Source organism: Sulfitobacter sp. W027 (assembly GCF_025143985.1).
Taxonomy (GTDB): domain Bacteria; phylum Pseudomonadota; class Alphaproteobacteria; order Rhodobacterales; family Rhodobacteraceae; genus Sulfitobacter.
In genome coordinates this window covers 1280732-1307348 of the sequence record NZ_CP083564.1, presented here as the reverse complement: position 1 = coordinate 1307348, position 26617 = coordinate 1280732, and the positions used below count along the sequence as shown (strand labels likewise).

At 60.8% G+C, this 26617-nt stretch carries 28 protein-coding genes, 1 tRNA gene and 1 pseudogene; 20 read left to right on the top strand and 10 right to left on the bottom strand.

The annotated features are described in order from the left end of the window. Positions 1-30: 30 nt before the first annotated feature. Positions 31-216 (top strand): annotated as a pseudogene (locus K3759_RS06465) (tripartite tricarboxylate transporter permease); the annotation flags it as partial. A gap of 181 nt (positions 217-397) precedes the next feature. Here K3759_RS06465 and K3759_RS06460 read toward each other — a convergent pair. Continuing rightward, positions 398-727 (bottom strand): arsenate reductase family protein, encoded by a 330-nt coding sequence (locus K3759_RS06460; RefSeq protein WP_259985095.1) that lies wholly within the window; start codon positions 725-727, stop codon positions 398-400. A gap of 181 nt (positions 728-908) precedes the next feature. Here K3759_RS06460 and rsgA point away from each other — a divergent pair, with 181 nt between their 5' ends. Further along, positions 909-1943 carry a ribosome small subunit-dependent GTPase A gene (gene rsgA / locus K3759_RS06455; protein WP_259985093.1) on the top strand — a complete coding sequence of 345 codons (1035 nt, stop codon included), beginning with the start codon at positions 909-911 and terminating at the stop codon, positions 1941-1943. 440 nt (positions 1944-2383) lie between these two features. On the opposite strand, the gene K3759_RS06450 is transcribed toward rsgA, so the two are convergent. Beyond that, positions 2384-2467 (bottom strand) — tRNA-Leu (locus tag K3759_RS06450). Between the two features lie 126 nt (positions 2468-2593). On the opposite strand from K3759_RS06450, the gene K3759_RS06445 reads away from it, so the two are divergent. From K3759_RS06445 to K3759_RS06425, 5 genes are all read left to right on the top strand, one after another. Beyond that, the gene (locus K3759_RS06445; protein ID WP_259985091.1) at positions 2594-3172 is read left to right on the top strand and encodes a YqaA family protein; all 579 of its coding nucleotides are present in this window, start codon (positions 2594-2596) and stop codon (positions 3170-3172) included. Then, positions 3169-3636 carry a disulfide bond formation protein B gene (locus tag K3759_RS06440; protein ID WP_259985089.1) on the top strand — a complete coding sequence of 156 codons (468 nt, stop codon included), beginning with the start codon at positions 3169-3171 and terminating at the stop codon, positions 3634-3636. The genes K3759_RS06445 and K3759_RS06440 overlap by 4 nt, the downstream gene beginning before the upstream one ends. Before the next feature lie 131 nt (positions 3637-3767). Next, entirely contained in the window at positions 3768-4691 is a 924-nt protein-coding gene (gene rocF, locus K3759_RS06435) for an arginase (RefSeq protein ID WP_243262828.1), read from the top strand. Continuing rightward, a complete protein-coding gene (gene ctlX / locus K3759_RS06430; RefSeq protein WP_259985578.1) occupies positions 4691-5602 on the top strand; it encodes a citrulline utilization hydrolase CtlX in 912 nt (303 codons plus the stop codon). Before rocF ends, ctlX begins: the two co-directional genes overlap by 1 nt. 12 nt (positions 5603-5614) lie before the next feature. Beyond that, positions 5615-6664: an ornithine cyclodeaminase gene (locus tag K3759_RS06425; protein ID WP_259985086.1), complete on the top strand. Its 1050-nt coding sequence runs from the start codon at positions 5615-5617 to the stop codon at positions 6662-6664. A gap of 32 nt (positions 6665-6696) precedes the next feature. On the opposite strand, the gene K3759_RS06420 is transcribed toward K3759_RS06425, so the two are convergent. Both K3759_RS06420 and dksA read right to left on the bottom strand, forming a co-directional pair. Next, the gene (locus tag K3759_RS06420; RefSeq protein WP_259985084.1) at positions 6697-7863 is read right to left on the bottom strand and encodes an FAD-dependent monooxygenase; all 1167 of its coding nucleotides are present in this window, start codon (positions 7861-7863) and stop codon (positions 6697-6699) included. A 96-nt stretch (positions 7864-7959) separates the two neighbouring features. Then, a complete protein-coding gene (gene dksA / locus K3759_RS06415; RefSeq protein WP_259985082.1) occupies positions 7960-8382 on the bottom strand; it encodes an RNA polymerase-binding protein DksA in 423 nt (140 codons plus the stop codon). Between the two features lie 168 nt (positions 8383-8550). Between dksA and K3759_RS06410 the strand changes: the two genes are divergently transcribed. The 6 genes from K3759_RS06410 to K3759_RS06385 all read left to right on the top strand — a co-directional run bounded on the left by K3759_RS06410 (position 8551) and on the right by K3759_RS06385 (position 13619). Next, positions 8551-9390, top strand: a complete 840-nt coding sequence (locus tag K3759_RS06410; protein ID WP_173487759.1) for a MoxR family ATPase — start codon at positions 8551-8553, stop codon at positions 9388-9390. A 208-nt stretch (positions 9391-9598) separates the two neighbouring features. Continuing rightward, positions 9599-10969 carry a DUF2927 domain-containing protein gene (locus K3759_RS06405; RefSeq protein ID WP_259985078.1) on the top strand — a complete coding sequence of 457 codons (1371 nt, stop codon included), beginning with the start codon at positions 9599-9601 and terminating at the stop codon, positions 10967-10969. A gap of 27 nt (positions 10970-10996) precedes the next feature. Further along, positions 10997-11167, top strand: a complete 171-nt coding sequence (locus tag K3759_RS06400; RefSeq protein ID WP_259985076.1) for an apolipoprotein acyltransferase — start codon at positions 10997-10999, stop codon at positions 11165-11167. Next, positions 11167-12357 carry a VWA domain-containing protein gene (locus tag K3759_RS06395; RefSeq protein WP_259985074.1) on the top strand — a complete coding sequence of 397 codons (1191 nt, stop codon included), beginning with the start codon at positions 11167-11169 and terminating at the stop codon, positions 12355-12357. Before K3759_RS06400 ends, K3759_RS06395 begins: the two co-directional genes overlap by 1 nt. A 74-nt stretch (positions 12358-12431) precedes the next feature. Beyond that, positions 12432-12863 (top strand): OsmC family protein, encoded by a 432-nt coding sequence (locus K3759_RS06390; RefSeq protein ID WP_259985072.1) that lies wholly within the window; start codon positions 12432-12434, stop codon positions 12861-12863. A 72-nt stretch (positions 12864-12935) separates the two neighbouring features. Then, positions 12936-13619: a M48 family metalloprotease gene (locus tag K3759_RS06385; protein WP_259985576.1), complete on the top strand. Its 684-nt coding sequence runs from the start codon at positions 12936-12938 to the stop codon at positions 13617-13619. On the opposite strand, the gene K3759_RS06380 is transcribed toward K3759_RS06385, so the two are convergent. Genes K3759_RS06380 through K3759_RS06365 form a run of 4 tightly spaced genes read right to left on the bottom strand, consistent with a single transcriptional unit; the run spans position 13616 to position 18518 of the window. After that, entirely contained in the window at positions 13616-14167 is a 552-nt protein-coding gene (locus K3759_RS06380) for an RSP_2648 family PIN domain-containing protein (RefSeq protein ID WP_259985070.1), read from the bottom strand. The genes K3759_RS06385 and K3759_RS06380 overlap by 4 nt on opposite strands. Continuing rightward, complete coding sequence (locus K3759_RS06375; RefSeq protein WP_259985068.1) at positions 14167-15393, bottom strand: RSP_2647 family RNA methyltransferase; 1227 nt, start codon at positions 15391-15393, stop codon at positions 14167-14169. Before K3759_RS06375 ends, K3759_RS06380 begins: the two co-directional genes overlap by 1 nt. A 60-nt stretch (positions 15394-15453) precedes the next feature. After that, a complete protein-coding gene (locus tag K3759_RS06370) occupies positions 15454-15720 on the bottom strand; it encodes a hypothetical protein (protein WP_259985066.1) in 267 nt (88 codons plus the stop codon). Then, positions 15717-18518, bottom strand: a complete 2802-nt coding sequence (locus tag K3759_RS06365) for a glutamine-synthetase adenylyltransferase (protein WP_259985065.1) — start codon at positions 18516-18518, stop codon at positions 15717-15719. The genes K3759_RS06370 and K3759_RS06365 overlap by 4 nt, the downstream gene beginning before the upstream one ends. A gap of 116 nt (positions 18519-18634) precedes the next feature. Here K3759_RS06365 and K3759_RS06360 point away from each other — a divergent pair, with 116 nt between their 5' ends. The 6 genes from K3759_RS06360 to ilvN all read left to right on the top strand — a co-directional run bounded on the left by K3759_RS06360 (position 18635) and on the right by ilvN (position 23813). Next, positions 18635-19117 (top strand): YbaK/EbsC family protein, encoded by a 483-nt coding sequence (locus K3759_RS06360; protein ID WP_259985063.1) that lies wholly within the window; start codon positions 18635-18637, stop codon positions 19115-19117. Positions 19118-19241: 124 nt separating this feature from the next. Continuing rightward, entirely contained in the window at positions 19242-19649 is a 408-nt protein-coding gene (locus tag K3759_RS06355) for a DUF2852 domain-containing protein (protein WP_259985060.1), read from the top strand. 58 nt (positions 19650-19707) lie between these two features. Continuing rightward, positions 19708-20145, top strand: coding sequence for an RDD family protein (locus K3759_RS06350; RefSeq protein ID WP_259985058.1), 438 nt, complete (start codon positions 19708-19710; stop codon positions 20143-20145). Positions 20146-20217: 72 nt separating this feature from the next. Continuing rightward, positions 20218-21036 (top strand): arginyltransferase, encoded by an 819-nt coding sequence (locus tag K3759_RS06345; protein WP_259985055.1) that lies wholly within the window; start codon positions 20218-20220, stop codon positions 21034-21036. Positions 21037-21426: 390 nt separating this feature from the next. Further along, positions 21427-23181, top strand: coding sequence for an acetolactate synthase 3 large subunit (locus tag K3759_RS06340; protein WP_259985053.1), 1755 nt, complete (start codon positions 21427-21429; stop codon positions 23179-23181). Positions 23182-23252: 71 nt separating this feature from the next. Beyond that, complete coding sequence (gene ilvN, locus K3759_RS06335) at positions 23253-23813, top strand: acetolactate synthase small subunit (RefSeq protein ID WP_259985051.1); 561 nt, start codon at positions 23253-23255, stop codon at positions 23811-23813. Positions 23814-23825: 12 nt separating this feature from the next. On the opposite strand, the gene K3759_RS06330 is transcribed toward ilvN, so the two are convergent. After that, the gene (locus tag K3759_RS06330; protein ID WP_259985048.1) at positions 23826-24182 is read right to left on the bottom strand and encodes a hypothetical protein; all 357 of its coding nucleotides are present in this window, start codon (positions 24180-24182) and stop codon (positions 23826-23828) included. Positions 24183-24399: 217 nt separating this feature from the next. Between K3759_RS06330 and K3759_RS06325 the strand changes: the two genes are divergently transcribed. Continuing rightward, the gene (locus K3759_RS06325; RefSeq protein WP_259985046.1) at positions 24400-25197 is read left to right on the top strand and encodes a helix-turn-helix domain-containing protein; all 798 of its coding nucleotides are present in this window, start codon (positions 24400-24402) and stop codon (positions 25195-25197) included. A gap of 6 nt (positions 25198-25203) precedes the next feature. Here the strand turns inward: K3759_RS06325 and K3759_RS06320 are convergent, their stop codons facing one another. After that, complete coding sequence (locus tag K3759_RS06320; RefSeq protein WP_259985045.1) at positions 25204-26613, bottom strand: amidase; 1410 nt, start codon at positions 26611-26613, stop codon at positions 25204-25206. Positions 26614-26617: the final 4 nt, after the last annotated feature.

Below are 26617 nucleotides of genomic sequence, written 5' to 3'. Positions count from 1 at the left end.
GGCAAGCGCAACCCGAAGGGTATTGCCGCCTTGAAAAATGCCAACAACCCGGTCTGTGACGGGGCGATGGTGCCGATGCTGACCTTTGGCATTCCCGGCGCTCCGATCATGGCGATCATGCGCGGCGTTCTGGCAATCAAAGGCATCCAGCCGGGCCCGCAATTGATGACGGATCAGGCCGGGCTGATCGGCCCGATGCTGGCCGCGCTGCTGTTCAGCGCGTTGGTGTTGATCCCGCTGCCCCTGTGGTTGATCGGGCCCTATTTCATCAAGATCGGCCGCCGGGATGCGCTTTGGTCAAACCTAATTCAACCATTCAACCGTCATGTTCCAATTTCAAGTGTCGACCCAAGCAGTTCAATTGGGGCCTGTCGTAGGTGCAATCCACTTCGGCACATCAGTCCGCAAACAAAGCCGCCTGAACACCCTCATCCCACCCCAGAAAGAACCTGTCGACGTCACGGATTACCGGACGGGCCATTACCTTTGGCTGGGCCGCGATCTGCGCCTCGGCCTCCGACTCCTTCAACCAGTTACTAAGCGCGCGGTAGTCATTTGACTTGCGGTCCACGAGGCGGTCCCCGAACTCTTCGATCAGCTCTGATAATTCTGCCTCGCTCAACGGCTCTGACCGAACATCCCGGAAGGAAACGTCAATTCCTTTCGCTTCCAATGCTTTGCGGGCCCTCTGACAGATTGCGCAAGTCTGTAATCCGTAGATTATCATGCCATTATTCCCTTTAGCGTTAATTCAACAGCCTCCTGCATTGACGCGTCGGGCGCAACCATCCGAGCGGCTATATGCGCCAGTAAATGCGTACGCGGGGCTTGATCTGTTGTGTGATGGTCCTTGCGCAGGCCTAAAGGAAAGCTTGCAACAAAGTGGTTCCACCGCCATTCAGTCGGGAATGACCAATTCATCAGATCAGTCCGCGATTTCATTAGCCACTCTCGGTTGGTCGACGTTTTTCGACAAGCAGTTGGAGCCCGGCGACGCAGAGCTTGCCCCTATGCGCATCGCAACCGTCCATCGGGATCGGGTCACTGGGATGTCCGAACTCGGCCCAGTGAAGCTGAAACTTTCCGCTCAGACAAATACGACGGACTTGGCCGTAGGGGACTGGGCCCTCGTAGCCCGCGAGGACCGCTTGCTCATCCGGCGGCTGAAAAGACGGATGCTGCTGCAGCGCAAAGCCGAAGGCCGTCGGCAAGCACAGCTTATTGCAGCGAACGTCGACACGCTCTTTATCGTTACGTCCTGTAATGACGATTTCAATCCGGCACGATTGGAGCGGTATTTGGCGCTGGCCAATGAAGCTGGGGCGGTTCCGGTGATTGTCCTGACCAAGATAGACCAGACGGCTGATCCTGCACCCTATTTTAAGCAGGCGCAGGCCCTTCAGCTTGGGCTAGATGTCGTCATGCTGAACGCCAAAGCACCGGATGCGGCACTGACATTGGCCCGTTGGTGCGGCCTGGGGCAGACTGTTGCCCTTGTCGGATCGTCCGGCGTCGGGAAATCGACCTTGCTGAACACGCTGTCGAAGAAGTCTTCCGAGAACGCACAGCCTACAGGACCCATTCGCGCGGCGGATGCGAAAGGGCGTCATACAACCACCTCGCGCTCACTCCATGCGATTGCTGGTGGCGGCTGGGTGATCGACACGCCGGGCATGCGAACGCTGCATGTCAGCGACGTCTCCGCCGGGTTGAATACTCTGTTTGCTGAGATCGTCGAGCTTGCGTCCCAATGCCGCTTCCGCGATTGCACCCATGCTCATGAACCCGGATGCGCGGTGCAGAGTGCGACCGAGGATGGAACACTAGATCCGGCCCGCCTAAGCCGATGGCGCAAACTGACGGAGGAAAACCTGAGCAATACGGCCATTCAGTCCGGGCCTCGCGGAAACAAAATCACGAAAGCTCCCGGCAAACGCCGCTGACGCGCTGGCGGAGCTAATTGCTCATCCGATTGCTTGTCGAACCCTACACATATCACAAAGCGGTAAAGCCAGCCGCACACAAGGGACCTTTTATCCCTACGAGAAAAAGATCGCGTCTCTTAGGGCAAGGACTGTCCACATACGCGGCACGAAAGCAGCACCAACAGTGATGAAGTTCGTTCAATACATTCTGATTGGGATAGATTTACCGACTGCAAGGCAGTGGCATGTTTGTACGGCTTAAAGGCAAATTCACGATCGCAAGCAATCTGCACACGGTTTAGCGACAGGCCAACATGCCAAGGGCCCTGTGTCGGCCAGATAACTAATCTACCTGATAACTTGGATAGTTTTGATGGAGGAATCCCATGTGGGCGTCAGCCCGGAACCAAACCTTCTCACAATCGGATATTCTGCGGAAACCCTTGCTAAAAACAAGGTGGTACCCAAGGCCGGACTCGAACCGGCACGCCTCGCGGCGGGGGATTTTGAATCCCCTGCGTCTACCATTCCGCCACTTGGGCACGTGGGGCGATGTAGCCTGCAAAAGCGCGTGGGGCAAGTGGATTTTCACCATGCTTCTGCACAGTGTTGCGCTTGACCTTGGTCGCGCGACATGGTGAGGCATATAAAACAGCCGGAGCCCCCGAATGATCCGCCGCATTTATGACTGGACCCTGGGCTTGGCCCAACATCGCCATGCCCTTTGGGCGCTAGCCGTAGTGGCTTTTGTCGAGAGTTCCTTCTTTCCCATCCCCCCTGATATCTTGATGATTCCGATGATCATTGCGCGGCCCAATCGCGCGTGGTTGATCGCAGGCGTGGCGCTGCTGGCGTCGGTCCTGGGCGGGCTTTTGGGCTACGCCATTGGCGCGTTGGCGTTCGAGAGCCTCGGACAGCCGATCCTTGCGAGCTTGGGTAAGGCGGATGCAATGGCGGAATTCTCGACCCGATTTAACGATATGGGCTTCTGGGCGGTGTTGGTCGCGGGGGTCACGCCCTTTCCTTACAAGGTCATCACGATCATGTCGGGCTGGACCGGAATGCCGTTGGGCACCTTTATCATGACCTCGATCCTTGCCCGCGGGCTGCGATTCTTTGTGGTGGCCGGGCTGCTGTGGCGCTTTGGCGCACCGATCCGGGACTTCATTGAACGGCGTTTGGGTTTGATGTTCACATTGGCCGTCGCCCTGCTGATTGGCGGCTTCATGGTGGTAAAGGTTCTATGACTGGTAAGACTTTGACTTTATTGGCAACACTCGGCTCTGCTGCGCTGTTGCTTGGCGCCTTTGGCTTTCAACATCTAGGCGGCTATGCGCCCTGTCAAATGTGTCTCTGGCAGCGCTGGCCCCATGCGGCGGCGGTGCTGATTGGGGCGATCGTGCTGCTTGGCGGACCGCGCGTTCTGGCGTGGCTGGGGGCCTTGGCGGCAGCGGTGACGGGACTGATCGGGGCTTATCATGCGGGCGTTGAATGGGGCTGGTGGCCGGGGCCGAGCTCCTGCACCGGAGGCGGCATGGATTTGGGCAGCCTGGACGGGGGCTCGCTTTTGTCCACCGACGGCCCCAGCGGCCTTGTCATGTGTGATGAGATCGTCTGGCAGTTTCTGGGCCTGTCGATGGCGGGGTGGAATGCGATCTTCTCCTTTATCTTGGTTGGTCTTTGGGTGGCCGCTGCGCGCAAGGCAGTCTAACCCACATAAATCGACAAACTGGACAGTCGCACCTCCAGTTTGTCAAAAACACCCCCGAAACGGTCAGTTTGACGGCTTGCCGTTAGACAGATGCGCGGATTATCTGGGTTTAAACAGCTCAGGAGTCCCCCATGTCGAACCAACAAAACTGTATCTTACTGGGCGTTCCGCTGGACAGCGGCAAGCGCCGTCGCGGCTGCTTGATGGGGCCAGACGCCTACCGCACAGCCGGGCTGGAACGCGCCCTGCGCGATCTTGGTCATAGCGTTACCGATCGCGGCAACGTCGCGCCCGCGCCTTTCCATGCACAAGAGCATGAGAAGCTGCACGCACTGGAAGAGACGATTGCATGGACAGAAAGCCTCGCAGCCGCTGCTGATGCGGCGATGGACGATGGGCTGCCGATCTTCATGGGCGGCGACCATGCGCTGGCCCTCGGCACCGTGCTGGGCGCCATGCGCCACGCTGAAAAAGCAGGCCGCCCGCTTTTCGTGCTTTGGCTTGATGCGCATACGGATTTCCACACGCCCCAGACCAGCGACAGCGGCAACCTGCACGGCACGCCCTTGGGCTATGTCACCGGGCGCGAAGGGTTTGACGGCTTTCCCAAGATCGAAACACCCCTGCCCCACGACAATATTGCCATGATCGGCCTGCGCTCTGTCGATGCCCTCGAGCGCGCGGCGCTGCAGGAAACCACCGTCACCTACGTCGACATGCGCGAGATCGACGAGAGCGGCATCGCCAAGCCGTTGCAGCGCTTCCTTGATAAAGTCGAAGCGGCGGGCGGGATGCTGCATGTCTCGCTGGATGTCGATTTCCTCGACCCCTCTGTCGCCCCCGCCGTGGGCACCACTGTGCCAGGCGGTGCCACCGTGCGCGAGGGCCATCTGGTGATGGAGATGCTGTCGGACAGCGGTCTGATGACCTCGCTCGATCTGGTCGAATTGAACCCCTTCCTTGATGAACGGGGCCGCACCGCGCAACTGATGGTGGACCTCACCGCCTCGGCCTTTGGCCGCCGCGTGTTCGACCGCCCAACACGCGCTTATTGATCATGCAGGCACAGGCACCGAGGGCGGTTGTGATGATCCGCCCACATCATTTCCGGTCCAACCCTGAGACACAGGCCGACAATGCCTTTCAACGCGCCAGCGTTGGGGATGTTGCCGAGGCTGCAAGGGCCGAGTTTGACCACGTCGTCACCGCGCTGCGCGGCGTCGGCATCACCGTGCATGATTTCGACGACACCGGCACCGAGACGCCCGACAGTGTGTTTCCGAACAACTGGTTCTCAACCCATGCCGGCGGGCACGTGGCGGTCTATCCGATGTATGCTGCAAACCGCCGCCGCGAGCGTCGGTGGGATGTGATCGACCTGCTCAAGACCCGTTACAGGGTGCAGGACGTGATCGACTATTCTGGCCTTGAGCATGACGATCTGGCGCTCGAAGGCACCGGAGCGATGGTGCTCGATCACATCGGGCGCGTGGCCTATGTGGCGCGCTCGCACCGCGCCGATCCAATTCTGTTGGAGCGGTTCTGCACCAACTTCAACTTTGAGCCGATTGTCTTTGATGCCCATGATGCCCAAGGCCGCCCGGTCTATCATACAAATGTTTTGATGTCTGTGGGCACCAAGGTAGCGCTGGTCGGGCTTGATTTGATTAGCGCCCTTGAACGGCGTGAGATGGTCCGAGAGAGGCTCGCTGAAACTGGGCGGGATGTGATCGCGCTGACCGCGCATCAGATCGACGAGTTCGCCGGTAATGCCATTGAGCTGGACGGTGACGACGGGCTGATAATGGCCATTTCTGCCCGCGCGCTGGCCGCTCTTGACCCCGATCAGGTGGCAAGGATCGAGGCCCACGCCCGCATTCTGCCCTTGACCATTCCTACAATCGAGACCGCAGGCGGGTCTGTCCGGTGTATGATCGCCGGCCTGCACCTTGCCCGCCGCAATTAGAAAGACCTAAATATGACCAACCTCAAACCCTCCGACAAAGCGCTGGTGCCCTTCGTTTCCGTCGACAAGATGATGAAGCTGATCCACCATATCGGCGTCGAAGACATGCTGCGTGGGCTGGCCGAGTATATCGAGGCCGACTTCAAACGCTGGGAGCTGTTCGACAAGACCCCCCGCGTGGCGAGCCATTCTGAGAAAGGCGTGATCGAATTGATGCCCACCTCGGATGGTGATGTCTACGGGTTCAAATACGTCAACGGCCACCCCGACAACACCAAAGACGGGTTCCAGACCGTGACCGCCTTTGGCTTGCTGGCGAACGTCGACAATGGCTATCCGGTCCTGCTGACCGAGATGACGATCCTCACGGCATTGCGCACGGCGGCGACTTCGGCTGTGGTGGCGCGTTTGCTGGCCCCCAAGGGCGCACATGTGATGGCAATGATCGGCAATGGCGCACAGTCCGAATTTCAGAGCCTTGCGATGAAGGCGATCTGCGGCGTGGACGAGGTCCGGCTTTATGACATCGACCGCGCGGCGACCGCGAAATGTGCGCGCAATCTGGCGGGCGCCGGTATCAAAGTGGTGGAATGCGACACCGCTGAGGACGCGATCCTTGGCGCGCAGATCATCACCACCTGCACGGCGGACAAGCAATATGCCACGATCTTGACCGACAATATGGTCGGCTCCGGCGTGCACATTAACGCCATCGGCGGCGACTGCCCGGGCAAGACAGAACTGGCCCCAGCGATCCTGCACCGCTCTGATATCTTTGTGGAGTTCCCCGAACAGACGCGAATTGAAGGCGAAATTCAGCAGTTGGAAGCAGATCACGAGGTCACCGAGATCTGGCAAGTTCTGACCGGTCAGGCCGAAGGCCGCCGGACTGCGGAGCAGATCACGCTCTTCGACTCTGTAGGCTTCGCCATCGAGGATTTCTCAGCCCTGCGCTATGTCCGCGACCAGATTGCCGAGACGGGGCTGTTCCAGCCGCTTGATCTGCTGGCCGATCCCGATGATCCGCGTGATCTTTTCGGAATGCTACAACGGGCAGGCTAACCCCTTGGGCCACCGGCTAAGGTCGGTGGCCTCTACCCTTTGGTGACATCATGGGCGTAGAGCCAATCAAACGCGCCCAGCATCACGCCGGGGGCGAGTTTGGAGGCGATGCGCAACCCGCTATGAGCCGCGAAACGGATCGGCCCCGGTCGTAGGTGATAGCGTGCGGCGTTGCCCTCTGACGTTTTGACGATGCGCCGGGCGCGGTCGATGCGGGCGGCTTGATAAGCGGCGAGTGCGGCGTCGCGGGGTTGGCGGGTCAGGCAATCGGCCAAGACCCAAGCGTCTTCAAGCGCCATATTCGCGCCCTGTGCCAGAAAGGGCAGCGTCGGATGGGCCGCGTCACCCACGAGCGCCACGCCTTCGGCCTGCCAACTGGCGGCGACGGGATGGTGGTGCAGCCCCCAAAGGGTCACCTCCCGCACCGCGTCCAGCATCTGTGCTGCTTCCCCACCGAAGCCTGCAAAGGCGCGGCGCAGGTTGGCGGAATCGTCAGGGTGTTGCCAACCCTCGGCGGCCCAATCGTCGCGCTCTTCTACTGCGACGAGGTTTACCAGACGGCCTTCGCGCAGGGTATAGCTGACCAAATGCCGCCCCGGCCCCATCGTCACCCGCGCCTCTGGCCCATGGTTCACGTCATTCGGGATCAGGGCGCGCCATGCCACTTGGCCAGAGAACTTGGCTTTATCCGCACCGTTCAACTGCACCCGCCCGACTGAGTGGATGCCATCGGCGGCCACGACCAGCTCCGCCCGCCGCCGCCCGCCCCGTGCCATCTGCACCTGTGGCAAAGCGCCGGGATGAATAGAGGCAACCTGCGCGTCGGTCTCAAAACTGACGTTGGCGCGCTGCGCGGTCTCACGCAGAAGATCAATCAGATCGGCCCGGTGAAGGAAGTAGTAGCGCTGGTCATTCGGCAGCCGGGTCAGATCCAGCCGGGCCACCTGCGCGCCTTTTGCGTAGTCGCAAAGGCAAACCGCCTGCCCCCGCACGGCACCGCGGGCTTTCAATCCATGTTCCAACCCAAGCGCGCGCAGCACTGCAAGGCCGTTGGGACTGACTTGCAAGCCCGCTCCGATTTCGGAAAACCGCGTGGCCTGTTCCAGCAAGGTGACCGCGACGCCCTTGCGCGCCAGTGTCGTGGCCAAGGCCAGCCCGCCGATCCCGCCGCCTACGACAATCGCATTGGAAGGTTTCATTCACGCCCCAGATCGCGCGCGCCAGATTGTGCTGGCCCCGCGCCCCAATCACAAACGCCGAAGCATGAGCCTCGGCGTGTGATGTTTCAGGTGATGTCAGTCGTCGCGGTGGACTTTCTCGCGCCGCTCGTGACGCTCTTGCGCCTCCAGCGTCATGGTGGCGATGGGACGTGCATCCAGCCGTTTGAGCGAGATAGGATCGCCGGTAACCATGCAGTAACCGAACTCTCCCTCGTCAATCCGGCGCAGCGCCGCGTCGATCTTACCAACCAGCTTGCGTGCCCGGTCACGGGTGCGCAGTTCCAGCGCGCGGTCGGTCTCTTCCGAGGCACGGTCGGTCACATCCGGAATGTTCCGCGTGCCGTCTTGCAAAGCTTCGATGGTGTCACGGCTGCCTGCCAACAGTTCCGATTTCCAATTGATCAGCTTGCGACGAAAGTACTCAAGCTGACGGTCATTCATGAATGGCTCGTCCTCGGCCGGACTGTAATCGTCCGGCAGGAAAACTTCCTGCTTCATTTGTTTTTCCCCGGCGGTTTTCAACTCAGACATTAAAAAGGCCTGTCTCCCGACATCTTCCCTGCCGCAGCGTCTATCTGAGCGGGTAACAATTGTCACTACACAATCCCTTTGATTTTTGGTTAAAGGCCAAGGATCAAGCGCCCGTCACACGAGGTTGAAAACAAGATGAAATTTCAAGGCACCAAAGACTACGTCGCCACCGACGACCTGAAAATCGCCGTGAATGCGGCGGTTACCTTGGAGCGTCCGCTTCTTGTGAAAGGCGAACCCGGCACCGGCAAAACCGAATTGGCGAGGCAGGTCAGCGATGCCTTGGGCCTGCGCATGATCGAGTGGAACATCAAATCGACCACCCGCGCGCAGCAGGGGCTTTATGAATACGATGCCGTGAACCGGTTGCGCGACAGCCAGCTCGGCGATGAACGGGTGCATGACGTCAAGAACTACATCCGCAAGGGCAAGCTCTGGCAGGCGTTCGATGCGGATGAAAAGGTCGTGCTGCTGATTGACGAGATCGACAAGGCCGATATCGAATTCCCAAACGATCTGTTGCAGGAACTCGATAAGATGGAGTTCTTCGTCTACGAGACGGGTGAGACGATCCGCGCGCGTCAGCGCCCCATCGTCATCATCACCTCCAACAACGAAAAAGAGCTGCCCGACGCCTTCCTGCGGCGCTGTTTCTTCCACTACATCCGATTTCCCGATATGGAGACGCTGAAGCAGATTGTCGAAGTGCACCATCCGGGCATCAAGCAGCAGTTGCTGACCACGGCGCTGACGCAATTCTACGAGATCCGTGAGCAGCAGGGGTTGAAGAAGAAGCCTTCGACATCCGAGGTGCTGGATTGGCTGAAGCTGCTGCTGGCCGAGGATATGGAGGCCGAGGATCTGGCCAAGGATGGCCCCAATGCCCTGCCTAAACTGCATGGTGCGCTGCTGAAGAACGAGCAGGACGTGCATCTTTTTGAGCGGCTGGCCTTCATGGCACGGCGCCAGCGGTAGGGCGGCAACACCTCAACGACTTTACGTCAAAAGCGGGTATTTTCCTCGCTTTTGATTTTTTGCCTGCCTAGGCTGAGGTCAATCACGGGCATCAAGACCCGGGTTTAAGCGACCGATGGGGCAGGCAAATGCAAGGACAGACAGCGGCAGCGCCGCACGCAGTTTCTGATAGATCACGCCTGATGGGGCAGCGCAAAGGCCCAAGCGCATGAGGCGCGGGGTGAAGGCACGGCTGATCCTGCCGCTGATGATGCTGCTGAATGCCTGCGTGCCCGCCTCGCACTCCGAGGTCGCCACCCGCGCGGTGATCGCCGATAGCACCCTGCCCCCGATGAAACAATTCGCCCAAGCCCGTCCCAGAACGCCGCAGGTGTCGAACGCCGCCTTGGCCGAAGATTTCCTTGATCTGTCCTTCCGCATGGAAAGTGGCCGCGCCCTGCCCGTTCTGACTCGCTTTGAAGGGCCGATCACTCTGCGTGTTCTGGGTCAGCCGACCGCCACGATGGGGCCGGACCTTGCCCGGCTGCTCGCCCGTCTGCGCCGCGAAGCCGGACTTGAGCTGCGTGAGGTCACGGGCGGAGAGGCAAGCATCACCGTCCAAGCGGTGACCCGCAGCCAGATCCGGCGGCTTTTGCCGCAGGCGGCCTGTTTCGTAGTGCCGAATGTTAGCACGCTTGAAGAATATCGCCGCACACGGCGCTCACCCGTCACCGATTGGACCCGTCTGACCGAACGACGCAAGCTGGCGATTTTCCTGCCCAATGACGTGAGCCCACAGGAAAGCCGCGATTGTTTGCATGAGGAACTGGCCCAAGCGCTTGGGCCGCTGAACGATCTCTACCGCCTGCCGGATTCGGTTTTTAACGACGACAATGTGCATACGGTGCTGACCGGTTTCGACATGCTGGTGCTACGCATCTACTATGATCCGGCGCTGCGCTCTGGGATGCGCCGCGAAGAAGTGGCCGCCCGGTTGCCGGGCATTCTGGCCCGGGTGAACCCCGGCGGCGGCACTGTCACCCCACGCCCTGCCCGCGCCACACCGCAGGTCTGGAGCCGCGCGATCCAAACGGCTCTTGGTCGAGAGGTCAGCCGCAACGCCCGGATGGCTGCGGCCCAAGATGCGCTGCGCATTGCCCAAGCGCAGGGTTGGCAAGACAATCGCCACGCATTCTCGCATTACGCTATGGGCCGCGTGACGCAGATGACCGAACCGGCCGCCGCGCAGGCGCATTACCAGACAGCCGACACCCTCTACGCCCGCACCCCCGGCACTACGCTGCATCGCGCCTATGTCGCCACACAGCGCGCGGGCTATGCGGTGACCATTGGCGACGGCGCAGGCGCGCTCGCCCTGATCGAGCCGCATCTGCCTATTGCCGAAGCCAGCGAAAACGCCGCCCTTCTGGCCACGCTCATGCTGCTCAAGGCCGAAGCGCTGGAGATCGAAGGCCGCGGCATTGAGGCGCGCCGCGTCAGGCTGGACAGCATCGGCTGGGCGCGATACGGCTTTGGCCCTGACTGGGCCGTGCGGGCCAAGCTGCGCGAAATCGCGTCCCTGAACCCGCGCAATGGATAGGCCCGCAACATAGACGGGCGATAGACAATGATAGCAATCGGACTGGCGATACTCGGCGCGATAATCGGCGGGCTGACCGCCCGCAAACGTGGCGGCAACCGCAAGGACATCGCGCAATATGCCGCAGGCTACGGCTTTGCCTTCCTGATCGTTGGCATGATCGCCACGGTTCTTCTGGACCGCGCGCTGAGCCTCTGATGTTTCTGCCGTTCTTCGATCAACTCCGCCGCCACGGTGTTCCAGTCTCGCTGCGCGAGTTTCTGGCCTTTCTGGAGGGGATGAAGGCGGGGCTGGCCACCTATGACGTGGAAGCGTTTTACTATCTCGCCCGTGTGTCGATGGTCAAAGACGAGCGCAACATCGACAAGTTCGACCGCGCCTTTGCAGCCGCCTTCAAAGGGTTGGAGAACATCAGCCTAGATGATGTGCTCGACGCCGTGGACCTGCCCGAAGACTGGCTGCGCAAGATGGCTGAAAAGCACCTTACGCCCGAGGAAAAGGCCGAGATCGAAGCCATGGGCGGTTTCGACAAGCTGATGGAGACGCTCAAAAAGCGGCTCGAAGAGCAAAAAGGTCGGCATCAGGGCGGCTCGAAATGGGTCGGCACGGCGGGCACTTCGCCTTTCGGCGCTTATGGCTACAACCCCGAAGGCGTGCGCATCGGCCAAAAGGAAAGCCGCCACCAGCGCGCGGTCAAGGTCTGGGACAAACGCGAGTTCCGCAATCTGGATGACAACGTCGAGATCGGCACCCGCAACATCAAGCTCGCGCTGAAACGTCTGCGCCGTTGGGCGCGTGACGGCGCGGCCGAGGAGTTCGACCTCAACGGCACCATCCGCGCCACGGCGGAGCATGGCTATCTTGATGTGAAAACCCGGCCAGAACGGCGCAATGCGGTCAAGGTGCTGCTGTTTCTCGATATCGGCGGTTCAATGGACCCGCATGTGAAGGTCGTTGAAGAGTTGTTCAGCGCGGCGCGTGGCGAGTTCAAACATCTTGAGCATTTCTATTTCCACAACTGCCTCTACGAAGGCGTCTGGCGCGACAACCGCCGCCGCTGGGACGCGCAGATCCCCACCCATGAGGTACTGCACAGCTATGGCTCTGATTACAAATGCATTTTTGTCGGTGACGCGTCGATGTCGCCCTATGAGATCGCCTATCCCGGCGGCGCGAATGAGCATTGGAACGCGGAGTCGGGTGCCACATGGCTCGCCCGCGTGCGAGATCACTGGCCAAACCATCTGTGGATCAACCCGGTGCCGGAACGACAGTGGGGCTACACCCAGTCGATCGCGATGATCCAAGAGATTTTCGGCCCCGAGGCCATGGTGCCGATGACCCTCGAAGGGCTAAGCCGGGGCATCAAAACGATGACGCGATCTTGATCGACTGGCCTTGAAACCTTTTGATCGCGCGCCAGTTGAGGGGACGAACGCAAGCTCACTGAAAGGACATTCAAATGGCTTCGATCGTGAAAACCGGCAGTGCAAAATGGGAAGGCTCGCTCAAAAAGGGCAACGGCCACGTCTCCACCGAAAGCGGTGTATTGTCTGACCAACCCTACGGCTTCAACACCCGTTTTGAAGGCAAAAAGGGCACCAACCCCGAAGAGCTAATCGGCGCGGCGCACGCGTCTTGTTTCTCTATGGCCCTGTCGATGATCCTCGGCGAGAGCGATCTGACGCCGGACAGCATCGAGACCAAGGCCGAAGTGCATCTGGAGCAGAAAGACGGTGGCTTCCATGTCCCGAAAGTGCACCTGACCGTTAAGGCGAAAATCCCGAACGCCAGCGCGGAAGATTTCGAGAAAGCTGCCAAAACCGCCAAGGAAAACTGCCCGATCTCCAAGCTGCTGAACGCTGAGATCACGATGGACGCTAAACTCGTCTAATCGGCTCAGTTAAACCGGGGGCGCGGCCTTGTGCCGCTTGCCCCCGGCCCCCGCGCCACCCATATTGAGCGCATGATCCGATTTCTCCCCATCCTGCTGGCCATTCTTTACGCGCTGGCTATGTATCGTTTCTCCGCTTGGCGCACTGCGCGGGAGTTGGATGCGAAGTCCACGCCATTAGTAGACCCCAAACTCAACGACATGAGTGCCAAGATGGCCAAGGCGCTCGACCTGCCGCGCATCAAGGTGCATCTTTATGAGATCGAGCCGGTCAACGGGCTGGCAGCACCCGATGGGCGTATCTTCATCACCCGTGGTTTCTATAATAAATTCCGCCAAGGGGCTGTGACGGCTGAAGAATTGGCAAGCGTCATCGCTCACGAATTGGGTCATGTCGCCCTTGGGCATTCCCGCCGTCGGATGATTGATTTCTCGGGACAGAACGCCCTGCGTACGGCGCTGGCAATGGTACTGGGGCGGATCATTCCCGGTATCGGTGTGCTGATCGCCAGCGGGCTGACAAGCTTGCTAGCGGCGCGGTTGTCGCGCAACGATGAATATGAGGCCGACGCCTATGCGGCAGCACTACTTACCAAGGCCGGGATCGGTATCGGCCCGCAGATTTCACTGTTTGAAAAGCTGGACGCGCTGACCCAATCATCCGGCAACAGACCGCCCGCGTGGCTCCTGAGCCACCCCAAGACCGAAGAGCGGATAGACAAGCTGCGGCAGATGCAGTTGCGGTGGGACGGCTAACCAAGCGCCTTGGCCAGCCGTGGCAGACGGGCTTTTTTCAGCAGCGCCCGCAGTTCCCAGTCTTCGCCCGACAGCCGCCGTGCTTCTTCCAGCACATCTTCCGCCACGGGGGCGACCAGTTCGGGCGTGGCCTGCCAGATGCCGTGTAGATAGCTGTCGGGATCGGCCCGGCTCAGCCCCTCTTCGGCGAGGATCTGGCGCGGAAAGTCCTTAGCATTGAGCGTCAGGATCATATCGGCGCTGCTGGCCACCGCAACGGCCAGCACATGAATGTCATCCGCATCGGGCAGCCACAGCCGCGCTTGCAAACCGGGGGCAGCGTCGCGTTCCGCCCCGGGCCAATTGCCGCGCAAAAGCGCGATCTCGGCCCGCGCCTGTGCTTCGCCCGCGGGGCCAAGCTTGATCGCCGCGCGGGCCCATTCTTCTAAAATCCGCGCCGACCAGATTGGCTCAAACGCGCCCGTCCGGGCCACGCCGAGCACCATTTCGCGCATCACCGTGGGGTAAAGCACGCAGGTGTCGATCAGCACACGCGGACAGTTTGGCATTACAGGCGGAAGAACAGCGACTTGAGATAGCCGCTTTCCGCCAACTGCGGCAGTTGCGGGTGGTCAGCTCCGGCGAAACCGGTGTGCAGCAGCATGGCGCGACGCCCGGCCCGGCCAATGCCGCGCACGGAGGCGGTGCGGAATTGGTTCAGGTCAGCGGCATGCGAGCAAGAGCAGAGGCCCAGAATGCCGTTTTCCGCCACCAGCTGTGCGGAGAGACGTGCCACGCGCTCGTAGGCACGCAAGCCTGCCTCAACCGCTTGGCGCGAGGGAGCAAAGGCGGGCGGATCGCAGATCACCACGTCAAAGGTCTCGCCCTCATCGCGCAGGGCGGTGAGTACGTCAAAGGCATCACCTTGACGGGTGGCGAAACGGTCTTGCATGTTCATCGCGGCAGCCCCGGCCTCGGCCAGTTCCAGCGCGGGGGCGGAGCCGTCGACAGCCAGTGCCGATGACGCGCCGTTTGCGAGGGCCGCGAGGGAGAAGCCGCCGACATGGGCAAAGACGTCCAGCACCCGTGCGCCATTGCGCGCGAGATTGGCGGCAAAAGCGTGGTTCGGGCGTTGGTCATAGAACAGACCGGTTTTCTGGCCGCCGGTGAGGTCGGCCATATAGGTGGCCCCGTTCATCGGTACGGGCAGCGGGCCTTCGGGGGTGGTGCCAGCCACGGTGGACGAGACATCGTCGAGCCCTTCGAGCTTGCGTGTGCGGCCAGCGGCGTTTTTCAGCACATTGGTCACACCGGTCACCGATTGCAGGGCAGCCACGAGCGGCTCAAGCAGCGCATCGGCCCAAGCGGCGTTGGGCTGGATCACACAGGTGTCGCCAAAACGGTCGATGATCACGCCGGGCAGGCCATCGGCCTCGGCATGGATCAGACGGTAGTAAGGCTGATCGTAAAGCTGGCCGCGGAGGGCAAGGGCGCGGGTGATGCGGGTCTCGAACCACGCTTGGTCGATCTCAGCTTCCGGGTCTTGGTCCAGCATCCGGGCGATGATCTTGGAGTTCGGATTGACCGCGACCAGCCCCATGGGCGTGCGGTTTTCGTCCTCAAGCCGCGCCAGCGTGCCGGGGGCAAGGCCCCGGGTGCGGCGGTCGGTGACCAATTCGTTGGCATAGACCCAAGGGAAGCCATGGCGGATGGCGCGGGCATTGGCCTTGGGCAAAAGGCGCACCACGGGAAGCGTGGCGGGCTGCGGGGCGGAGGGGGTTTGGGGCGTTGTCATGGCGACCTCGTACTGTGTTCGCGCGGCTGGGGAAAGAGATTTCGCAGGCCCCATTGGCAGTCAGTTGCGCGCTCTGCCCCGCCAGCCGCCGCGGCGGCGCGGAGTTGTCAGCGTCGTCTGCCCCTCACGCAGCACCTGCGTCATCGGGTGATCGGGGGCGGCGGCGCGGTGTCGTTCCAGCAAGCGGGTGATGGCAGCCGCACTGTCACGTCCGTCCGGCAGGCTGAGCGCCCAATCGAGAAAGACGCTGCGGCATTCGGCTGGGCCAATCCCCTCCATCCGGTAGGATTCGCGGATCAATCCTTTTGGATCATCGGGATCGGTCATGTAGCCTCCTGCTCCGGTTCTGGCAGCGCTGCACTGATGATTTCGGCAGCATTGGCGTAATCGGTCTGCACCTTGGCCTCTAGCGCTGAGAGCCCCTCACAGCCCAACACGCGGCATAGAAAGCTCGCCCCCGCCTGCCCCATCGCCTCGGCATCAATTGGTTTGGCCGAGAGCAGGCGCGTGGCGCAGATCAGCGTCCAGGCATCCGTATAGGCGGCGGACAATGCTGCTTCGGCCTTCGCGTCGATCACCCCTGCAGCGCGAGCCGCAGCAAGGCCCGCGTCAATCTCGCGCGCACCGGTGCCGCCGATGAGCGCGCCCGCCTGCGCGAAAAGCTCAATGTCCTGCAAGCGGCCTGCGCCGGTCTTGGCGTCGAGTGGTCCGGCAGGGCTGCGCGCGGCGGCGATGCGCTGACGCATCTTGGCCACTTCGCCCAGCACCTTGTCGCGCGGCGCGGCACGGCGCAGTATCTCTTCGCGCAAGGCCTCCACATCGCGGCCCAAATCCTCTGGCCCCGCAATCACCCGCGCGCGGGTCAGGGCCAGATGTTCCCAAACCCACGCCTGCTCTTTCTGATAGCTCTCAAAGCTGGCGAGGCTGGTGGCCACCGGCCCCTGATTGCCCGAAGGCCGCAGCCGCATGTCGATGTCATAAAGCTTGCCTTGGGCCATCGGCGCGGTCATCGCCGTGATCATTGCTTGGGTCAGCCGCGCGTAATAGGTGCGCGTTGCAAGCGGTCGCCGGCCTTGGGACGTGTCTACCCCATCGGCGTCATAGATCACCAGCATGTCGAGGTCAGAGGTCGGCGTCAGCCGCCCCGCCCCAAGCGAGCCCATGCCGAGGATCACCGCGCCACGTCCCGGCGGCGGGCCGTGGCGGGTGGCGAATTGATCGACAACCACGGGCCAGAGCGCCTGCAAAACGGCTTGGGCCAGTTCTGCATATTGGCGGCTGGCGGTCGCCGCGTCGATCAAGCCACGCAGCAGATGCACGCCGATGCGAAAATGCCACTCGCGCGCCCAACGGCGGGTGCCGTCAAGGCGCAATTCATAATCGGCCTCCTCAGCCAGATGCGCGTGTAGCATCTCGGTCAGCTTGGCCTGCCCCGGCCAGTCCGAGAAGAAATCCCCCCCGATCACCGCATCGAACACACCCGAATTACGCGATAAATGCGCGGCCAGCGCCGGCGATGTGGCCACAATATCGACCAGCAGATCGCCCAATTGCGGATTGGCCCGCAAAAGCGAGAACAGCTGCACCCCGGCAGGCAACCCGGCAAGAAACCCGTCAAAGGCCAGGAGCCCCTCATCCGGTTTGGCCGATTGCGCCAGACGGTCAAGCAGCAGCGGTTTCAGCCGCCCGAAAATATCCGCCCCCCGTTCTGAGCGCAGCGCCGGGTAGCTGGGCCAGCGGTCCAGCACCGACGTGTCGAATTGATGCGCTGGACGGGCGGCTTCTGGCTCTTCTCGGGTGGCGGCAAAAAAGCTTTCGATCAGATCGTGTACGGCCTGTAGGCGACTATGAAGCTCGTCTTGCAAGTCTTTGACATCCATGTCCATCATGGCGGCCAAACGTGCGAAATCCGCGTCGCTCCGGGGCAGCGTATGGGTCTGGGCATCCTGAACCATCTGCAGGCGGTGCTCTACCGTGCGGTGCGCGCGGTAGTGATCGCTAAGGGTTTCAGCGACCTTTTCAGGCACCCAGTCTTTCTCGGCCAGCACCTTGAGCCCCGCGAGCGTGCCGCGCGCGCGCAGGTCGGCGTCGCGCCCTCCCGCGATCAACTGCCGTGTCTGGGTGAAAAACTCAATCTCGCGGATGCCGCCCCGGCCCAGCTTCATGTCATGGCCCGGCAGGGTGATCGGACCGCCCAAGCCCTTGTGCTCGCGTATGGCGAGACGCATGTCATGGGCGTCTTGGATGGCAGCAAAATCAAGATGACGGCGCCAGACGAAGGGGCGCAGCGATTGCAGGAACCGCTCCCCCGCCGCGATGTCGCCCACGGCGGGGCGGGCTTTGATATAGGCCGCGCGCTCCCATGTACGGCCAAGGCTCTCGTAGTAGCGCTCAGCCGCCTCCATGGCGATACAGACGGGGGTAACGGCGGGATCGGGACGCAGGCGCAGATCGGTGCGAAAGACATAGCCCTGCGCGGTGATGTCGCTCAGCGTGCCTGACATGGTTCGTGTTGCTTTGACACAGGCGCTGCGGGCGGCGTGAAAGTCGTCCCGCTCAAAACGGCTTTCGTCGAAGACGCAAATAAGATCGATGTCGGAGGAATAATTAAGCTCCCGCGCGCCCATCTTGCCCATGGCAAAGACAACCATGCCCGCACAATCAGCCAGATCATCCATCGTCATGCCGGGCAACTTGCCGCGTTTGATCTGGGCCGCCAACCCGGCGCGGAGCGCCGCGCCGCAAGCGGCATCGGCGTAATCGGTCAGCGCGCCAGTCACCTCTTCGAGCGACCATACACCGCCCAGATCGGCCAGTGCGGTCAGAAGCGCCATGCGCCGTTTGCCCTGACGCAGCCCATCGGCCAGCCGGTCGGGCGCGAGTTCGGCTGCTGCATCGCGGTTGGCCTCAAGGGCAGCTTCGGGGTTCTCAACCGCCTGCGTGAGCCAGTCAGCCTCCTTCTCCAAAAGCGCCATCAGATAGGGCGCGGTAGAGGCCGCAGCAGAGACCATGTCGCGCAGGTCTGGCGTAAGATCAGGCAACAGCGCCGCCGCATCCTGCGCACGTTCGCGGTGATAGATACGGGGCGAGCGGGTGATCCGGGCGGCAAGCGATGGGTCTGTCATGGGGCAAGCTTTGCGGGCTGATCCGGGTGGCGTCAATGGGGGTTGCGGCATCGCGCGGCCTTGGTAGGACTTCGGCCTGTGCCCCGCCACCGGGGCCGGGCAGTAAAGGGAAGAAGATGAGCAAGAGTTTGAAACGGGTGCGCGCCACGCTGGAGGCCGCCGGGGTGACGACCGAAATTCGCGAGACGGCACTGGCGCGCACCGCAGTCGATGCGGCCACCGCACTTGGCTGCGAGGTTGACCAGATCGCCAAGTCCATCGTCCTGCGCGGCGAAAACAGCGGGGCGGCAGTTTTGTTCATCACCGCAGGCGCGCAACAAGTTGACCTGACACGTGCAGCCGCGCTGGCTGGGGAACCCTTGGGCAAGGCCGATGCCGCGCTGATCCGGGCGCAGACCGGCTTTGCCATTGGCGGTGTCGCCCCGTTGGGCCATATCACGCCGCCCCGTGCGTGGTTTGACCGAAACCTATTAAAATTCCCGCTGGTCTGGGCCGCCGCGGGCACGCCGCATCACGTATTCTGCCTTGAGCCACAGAAAATGGCGCAGCTTTCCGGCGCGCAAATTTCTGATTTTACTGCGTTTTGCCAAGTAATGTAAAAAACATTCACATAGCCCCTTGCGAAACAGGTTCGGCGTTCCGATCTATTCAATGTGAAAGACATTCACATCAACCGAAACGCCCGGGCCGGCGACAGGCCCGTCAGGACCGAAAGGCTCAACAATGACAACAGTGACCACCGACCCGACCTATGGCCGCAGCAGCAACTGGCTTGCCCGGACTGAAGCGTGGATGGACGCCCGTGGCAAAGGCGCTTGGATCGCCGCCATGGTGCTTGGCTTTATCTTCTTCTGGCCCTTCGGCCTTGCCCTTCTGGCTTATATGATCTGGAGCAAACGCATGTTCTCTTCGAAATCCTGCACCCGCAAATCCAGCCGCGTAACGATGTCACGCAGCACCGGCAACCGCGCCTTCGACGCCTATAAGGCCGACACGCTGCGCCGTCTGGAAGAGGAGCAAGGCAACTTCGAAGCCTTCCTTGAGCGTCTGCGCGAGGCCAAAGACAAGGCCGAGTTCGACCAGTTCATGGACGACCGTGCCAAACGTGACGACACGGCTACAAGCGCCTAAATCAACCCTGACCCCCGCCTCTCGGCCCCGCGCCGGGAGGCCTTTTGCAGGAAAAGACATGACCCAGACACCCGACCCCGATCTGCACCCGCAATTCTATGACGGCATCGCTGGCAAACGGCTGCTGGCTTGGATCGTCGATGTAACCCTTGTGATCGTCTTTTGCCTGCTGATCCTGCCCTTCACGGCCTTTACCGGGCTGTTCTTTTTCCCCTTTCTCACGCTGGTGGTGGGCTTTGCCTACCGGGTGGCTACGCTGACAAGTGGCTCGGCCACATGGGGGATGCGCCTGATGGCGATGGAACTGCGCGACCACCGCGACCGGCCCTTTGATTTCATGACCGCCCTTTTGCATACCATTGGCTATTCGCTGTCGATGACGGTCACGATCATTCAGGTAATCTCGGCCGTGTTGATCTGTACCACTGCGCGCCGTCAAAGCTTGACGGACATGGCACTTGGCACTGCGCCGGTGAATCGCCGCCTCAGCCGTTAAGACATCACGCAAATTTGCCCTTGGCGCAGCGGGGGGCGGTTGGTAGCATCTCCCCAGAAATGCTGGAAACCCATGCGACATACACTGCCTTTGACACCGCAATTCTATGTCACAGCGCCGCAGCCCTGCCCTTACCTAGAGGGCCGGATGGAGCGCAAGCTGTTCACTGCCCTGCAGGGGGAGAATGCTGCACGCCTGAATGACAGCTTGTCGAGCCAAGGATTTCGTCGCTCTCAGAACGTGCTTTACCGTCCCTCTTGCGCCGATTGCGCCGCCTGCCTGTCGGCACGGATCAACGTAGCAGCCTTCCGCCCCAGCAAAAGCCAGCGCCGCATCATGAACCGCAACGCAGCGCTTGAGCGTCGTGCCACTTCACCTTGGGCCACGGAAGAGCAATATGACCTCTTCCGCAGCTACCTCGACAGCCGACATTCGGATGGCGGTATGGCCGATATGGATGTCTTTGAATTCGCCGCGATGATCGAAGAAACCCCGATCCGCAGCCGGGTGATCGAATATACCGATCCCGAAGATGACAACGCGCTGGTCGGCGTCTGCCTTACGGATGTCTTGGGCGACGGGGTGAGCATGGTCTATTCCTTCTACTCGCCCGATCGTCCGCGCAACGGGCTGGGGAATTACATCATCCTTGACCATATCGAAATCGCCCGCGCTGCCGGCCTGCCCTATGTCTACCTTGGCTACTGGGTGCCGGGCAGCCAGAAGATGGGGTATAAGGCGAAATTCTCGGGGCTTGAGGTCTATATGGGCGGGCGTTGGCAAAAGATGCGCGACCCGGCACAGTTCGTGCCTGATCAGCATCCGCTAAGCAATGATCCAATTGCCGAACAGGTGGCGAATATCCAGCTGCCGGATGTCAGCCCGCGCTGAAGCCTTCTGTTTTCGCAACCAAAGCAGCGTCGGTCCCTTGGACCGCGCCCTCTCCGAACGCGCCATTTCCACAGATTCAATTCGATAAAAATACCCTTTGAGGCAGAATTCTTTCCAAATATGTCTCAAAATACCGTTTTCCGGAAATAAAACATCATTGATTACCCTGCCAAGTCCACGGTTTTTGCCATTTCACTGTTGACGCCCCCCGCCAGCCCTCATAATCTCACGCCACGCTAAGAGGACCCTGAGATGATCGACCTAGTCATTATTGTAAGACACACGCGCATGGGCCGGTAACGGTTAGCCATAATCCTTCCCATGCGCCCCCGTCAGACCGGGGGTTTTTTTATGCCAAACGCCAATAACCTGCCTTACGGAGCACCTAAGATGAAACGCCAGATGACCGGAGCGAAAATGATCGTCCAAGCCCTGATTGACCAGGGTGTGGACACCGTCTTTGGATATCCCGGTGGCGCGGTGCTACCGATCTACGACGAAGTCTTTCAGCAAAACTCGATCAAACACGTGCTGGTGCGCCATGAGCAGGGAGCGGTCCATGCCGCCGAAGGTTATGCCCGCTCTACCGGCAAACCCGGCGTGGTGCTGGTGACCTCCGGCCCCGGTGCGACCAACGCGGTCACCGGCCTGACGGATGCATTGCTCGACTCGATCCCGCTGGTTGTGCTGACGGGTCAGGTCCCGACCTTCATGATCGGCTCGGATGCGTTTCAAGAGGCCGACACCGTGGGCATCACCCGCCCCTGCACCAAGCACAACTGGCTGGTGAAAGAGACCGACAATCTGGGTGCCACCCTGCACGAGGCCTTCCACGTCGCCACCCATGGCCGCCCCGGCCCGGTGCTGATCGATATTCCTAAAGACGTGCAATTTGCGACCGGCAGCTACGAGTCCCCCAAACCCTCAACCTCGCGCTATCAGCCGCAGGTCAAAGGCAGTATGGAAGAGATCACAGAACTGGTCGCCGCGATGGAGACGGCCAAGCGCCCGATCTTCTACACTGGTGGCGGGGTCATCAACTCCGGCCCGGCGGCAAGCCAGCTTTTGCGCGAATTGGTGGATGCGACGGGTTTCCCGATCACGTCGACGTTGATGGGTCTCGGCGCATACCCGGCGTCGGGTGACAAATGGCTCGGCATGTTGGGGATGCACGGGCTCTACGAAGCCAATATGGCGATGCATGACTGTGATCTGATGATCAACATCGGCGCGCGTTTTGACGACCGGATCACCGGCGTCATCGACAGCTTTAGCCCCAGATCGACCAAGGCGCATATCGACATCGACCCCTCGTCGATCAACAAAGTAATCCGCATCGACATTCCGATTGTCGGTGACGTGGGCCATGTGTTGGAAGACCTGTTAAAGGTCTGGAAGTCGCGCGGCCGCAAGACCAACAGTGAAGGGCTCGCCAAATGGTGGGCCAAGATCGAAGAATGGCGTGCGAAGGATTGCCTGAAGTTTACCCAATCCGGCAAGGTGATCAAACCCCAGCACGCGCTGACGCGGCTCGAAGCACTGACCAAAGACCACGACCGCTATATCACCACGGAAGTGGGCCAACACCAGATGTGGGCTGCGCAATACCTTGGCTTTGAAGAGCCAAACCGCTGGATGACTTCAGGCGGTTTGGGCACGATGGGCTACGGCTTCCCCGCCTCTATCGGTGTGCAGATGGCGCATCCGGAAAGCCTTGTGATCAACGTGGCGGGCGAAGCGTCTTGGCTGATGAACATGCAAGAGATGGGCACGGCGATGCAATTCGGCCTGCCGGTGAAACAGTTCATCCTCAACAATGAACGCCTTGGCATGGTGCGCCAGTGGCAAGAGCTGCTGCACGGCGAGCGCTATTCGCAAAGCTGGTCCGAAGCCCTGCCCGATTTCGTCAAACTGGCCGAAGCCTTTGGTGCCAAAGGGATCATCTGCTCTGACCCCGATGACCTTGATGACGCGATCATGGAGATGATCAACTACGATGGGCCGGTGATCTTTGACTGTCTGGTCGAGAAGCATGAAAACTGCTTCCCGATGATCCCCTCAGGCAAGGCGCATAATGAGATGCTGCTGCCGGGTGATCATGAGACCCAAGGTGTGATCGACGCAAAAGGCTCAGTGCTGGTGTGACCCGTTTTCTTTGAAAGAAAACGACCGGGAATTTTTGAAAAATTTCCGCAGCTAGATAGAAGGACAAAGAAATGGCTGCCCTAAAAATCAAGAAAGGTGCGACCTCGCATTCCGCCTATAACCTACGGCCCAACTTCTCGGATGTGGTCGAAAAACACACGCTGGCGGTGCTGGTTGAAAACGAGCCCGGCGCGCTGGCGCGGGTGATCGGCCTGTTCTCGGGTCGGGGCTATAACATCGACAGCCTCACTGTGGCCGAGGTCGATCACACCGGGCATCTGTCACGCATCACCATTGTTACCAGCGGCACCCCGCAGGTGATTGAGCAGATCAAGGCGCAGGTGGGTCGAATCGTGCCAGTCCATGAGGTGCATGACCTCACCGTCGAAGGCCCCAGCGTGGAGCGTGAACTGGCCATTTTCAAGGTTGTCGGTAAGGGAGATCTCCGGGTTGAGGCGCTGCGATTGGCCGATATCTTCCGTGCCAATGTGGTCGACAGCACGCTGGAGAGCTTCGTCTTTGAAATCACCGGTGCGCCGGACAAGATTGACGCTTTTGCCGAATTGATGCGTCCGCTCGGCCTTGCCGATGTGGCGCGCACGGGCGTGGCTGCCCTCGCCCGTGGTGTTTGATATTACGCGATTTTAAGCTTTTAGCTGGGCTGCGTGGAAACAGCGCGGTTCAGCTTTTGCGGCAAAAGAGATAATCTGCGCAGTCCCTTTTGGAGTCGGTGCTTCTTGCAGCGTTTGGGCTGCATGGCTATCACGCAGAGCTTCCGGTAGATGTGTACCGGCTTTTTCCTGAACAAGCCGAGGGTTGTCGGCGATCCGTAATTTGCGATGGACTGAAATATCGAACTGCACCATGTCGCCAGTATCAAACCCAGAGCCGGCCCCCACCTGTACCGATGGCTCTTCGTAATAGGCTAAATCGCCTTGATCTTCGCACCAGAAGACAGCTTTGCCAGCACTGTTATCGCTCCACAGAACCACACCAATCATAGTATTCCCCGCTTCAGATTATTGGCTTCTACTGTGCGACAATCGAAAGAGGTGTAACATAGGTTAAAATGCAACGTGCGCTTGCATTTTGTGACGGTTCCAGTAGGGTCAGCCCCAAGTTCGCGTCACCCCTGACGCGCTTTCGCATCAGACTGTTAATAATGTAGCAAGAACAGCCCTCTAACTTTGGCTGTGAAGCAGATCAGAACGAGGCAGAATGTCCGCACCAACACGCTCCCCTTCAGAACTTCGCAACATGTTTGGGGCGAATTTACGGCAACTGGCGGCGGATTATCCTTCGATCTCGGAGCTTGCCCGGAAACTTGGGATCAACCGCACCCAGTTCAACCGCTACCTCTCCGGCGAAAGCTTCCCCCGGCCTGACGTGCTCGCGCGGATCTGTCGGTTCTTCGAGATCGACGCACGGGTGTTGCTGGAGCCTGTCACCGAGATTTCGTTGAACCAAGACCCGATCAACAACGGCTTCCTGCGCGATTTTCTGGGTACAGGGGTTCAGAACGTGCCCGAAGCGGATTTCCCCAGCGGTTTCTACCGTTTTGCCCGACGCTCTTTCTTGGATCACGACAGGTTCGTTACGGGCGTGGTGTTCGTCGCGCGGCACGGCAGCAGCACCTTCCTGCGCGGGTATGAAAGTGCGCGTTCCCTGCGCGAACAGGGATTGCCCACCAACCCCGCCGCGCGGGAATATCGGGGTATCGTGTCGCAGCAGGAGAATGGTGTTTCTATCGTCGTCTCGCGGCGCCGGACGTTGACCGGATCGTTCAACTACCTCAACCGCGTGGCCTCTTTCGAAAACAACTTCTGGGTGGGCTATGTCACGCGAACGGCCCCCGAAAGTGCGGCAGGGACGCGAGTCACGCGGCTGACCTATGAGTATATTGGCAAAGACCCCAAAACGGTGCTTCCAGCAGCGCGGCAGGCGGGGTTTACCAACATCGATGGGCTGATGCCCTATCACCGCCGCCTGCTTCAGCCCGACGCGCCGTTTAACTGACGCGCCTTACAGTTGAGGCGGCTGCGCCTGTGGATAGCCTGTCGCCCGGTGCCAGCCCTGTGCCAGCTTCAATAATTGCGCATCGCTGCCGGGTTTGCCGATCAATTGCAGCCCCAAGGGCAGACCACGCCCGTCAAATCCTGCGGGGATGTTCACCACCGGCAGCCCTATCAGGCTTGCCGGCACCACCACCTGCATCCAACGGTGATAAGTGTCCATCGGCTGGCCATTGATCTCGGTCGGGTGCACCTGCTCGACATCGAAGGGCCAGACCTGCGCCGAGGGCAGAACCAGAACGTCGACCTTCTCAAACAGAGCATGAACCACGCGGAACCAGTCCGACCGAATGCTGCTGGCGCGCTGAATTTCCACGGCCGAGAACCCCTGCCCGCGCGCGACCTCCCATTGCGCTGCGGGTTTCAACCCGTCCCGCCGCGCCGGATCGTCGTAGATTGCCCCCAAGGAACCCGCCACGGCAAAGGACCGCAACGTGATCCAGCTTTCCCACATTGCATCTGCATCAAAGGGCGCGGCGATCGGCGTGACCTCATGCCCCAGCCCGGCCAAACGGTTCAAAGCGGTTTCGCTGAGGTCAATGATCCCCGGCTCGCAAGGGAAGGCACCGCCCCAATCGCCGAGCCAGCCCACACGCTGTGCGGGCAGTGCAGCGTCGATATCAGGGGCTGTATCCGGGCCGAAGCGGGTCAGAGGTTGGCGCGGGTCCGCGCCGCGCATCACATCCAGCAGGGCGGCGAGGTCACGCGGGCTGCGTGCCATCGGTCCCAAAGTCGCAAGCTGATGTAAAAACAGATCGCCGCCGTCATCGGAGGGCACGCTGCCCCACGTGGGCCGCATCCCGTAGACGTTGTTCCAGCCCGCCGGGTTGCGAAGCGAGCCCATCATGTCGGAACCATCCGCCACCGCAACCAACCGCGCCGCCAGTGCCGCCGCCGCCCCGCCTGAGGACCCGCCCGCCGAGCGGCTCAGGTCGTAAGGGTTGCGCGTCGCGCCATGGACCGGATTGAACGTATGGCTGCCAAGGCCAAACTCCGGGGTGTTGGTTTTGCCGATGAAAATTGCCCCTGCCGCGCGGTGCCGCGCAACGGCGGGATGATCACGCGTGGCTGATTCTAAGCCAAAAAGGGGCGACCCTTGCGAGGTTGGTAGCCCTTCAGCATCCGCCAGGTCCTTGATCGCCATGGGGATCCCATGCAGCCAGCCTTTACGGGGGCTCGCATCCGCCACCTGCGCCTCGGCCAAGAGTGTGTCACGGTCGCGCAGCGACACGATGGCGTTCACCTTGCCATTCACCGCCTCGGTCCGCGCCAGCGTCGCCTGCATCAACTCGACTGCAGAAATCCTGCGCGCGACCAGCGCCTCGGACAGGTCCGAAGCGTCCCAATCTAGCAAATCCATCATG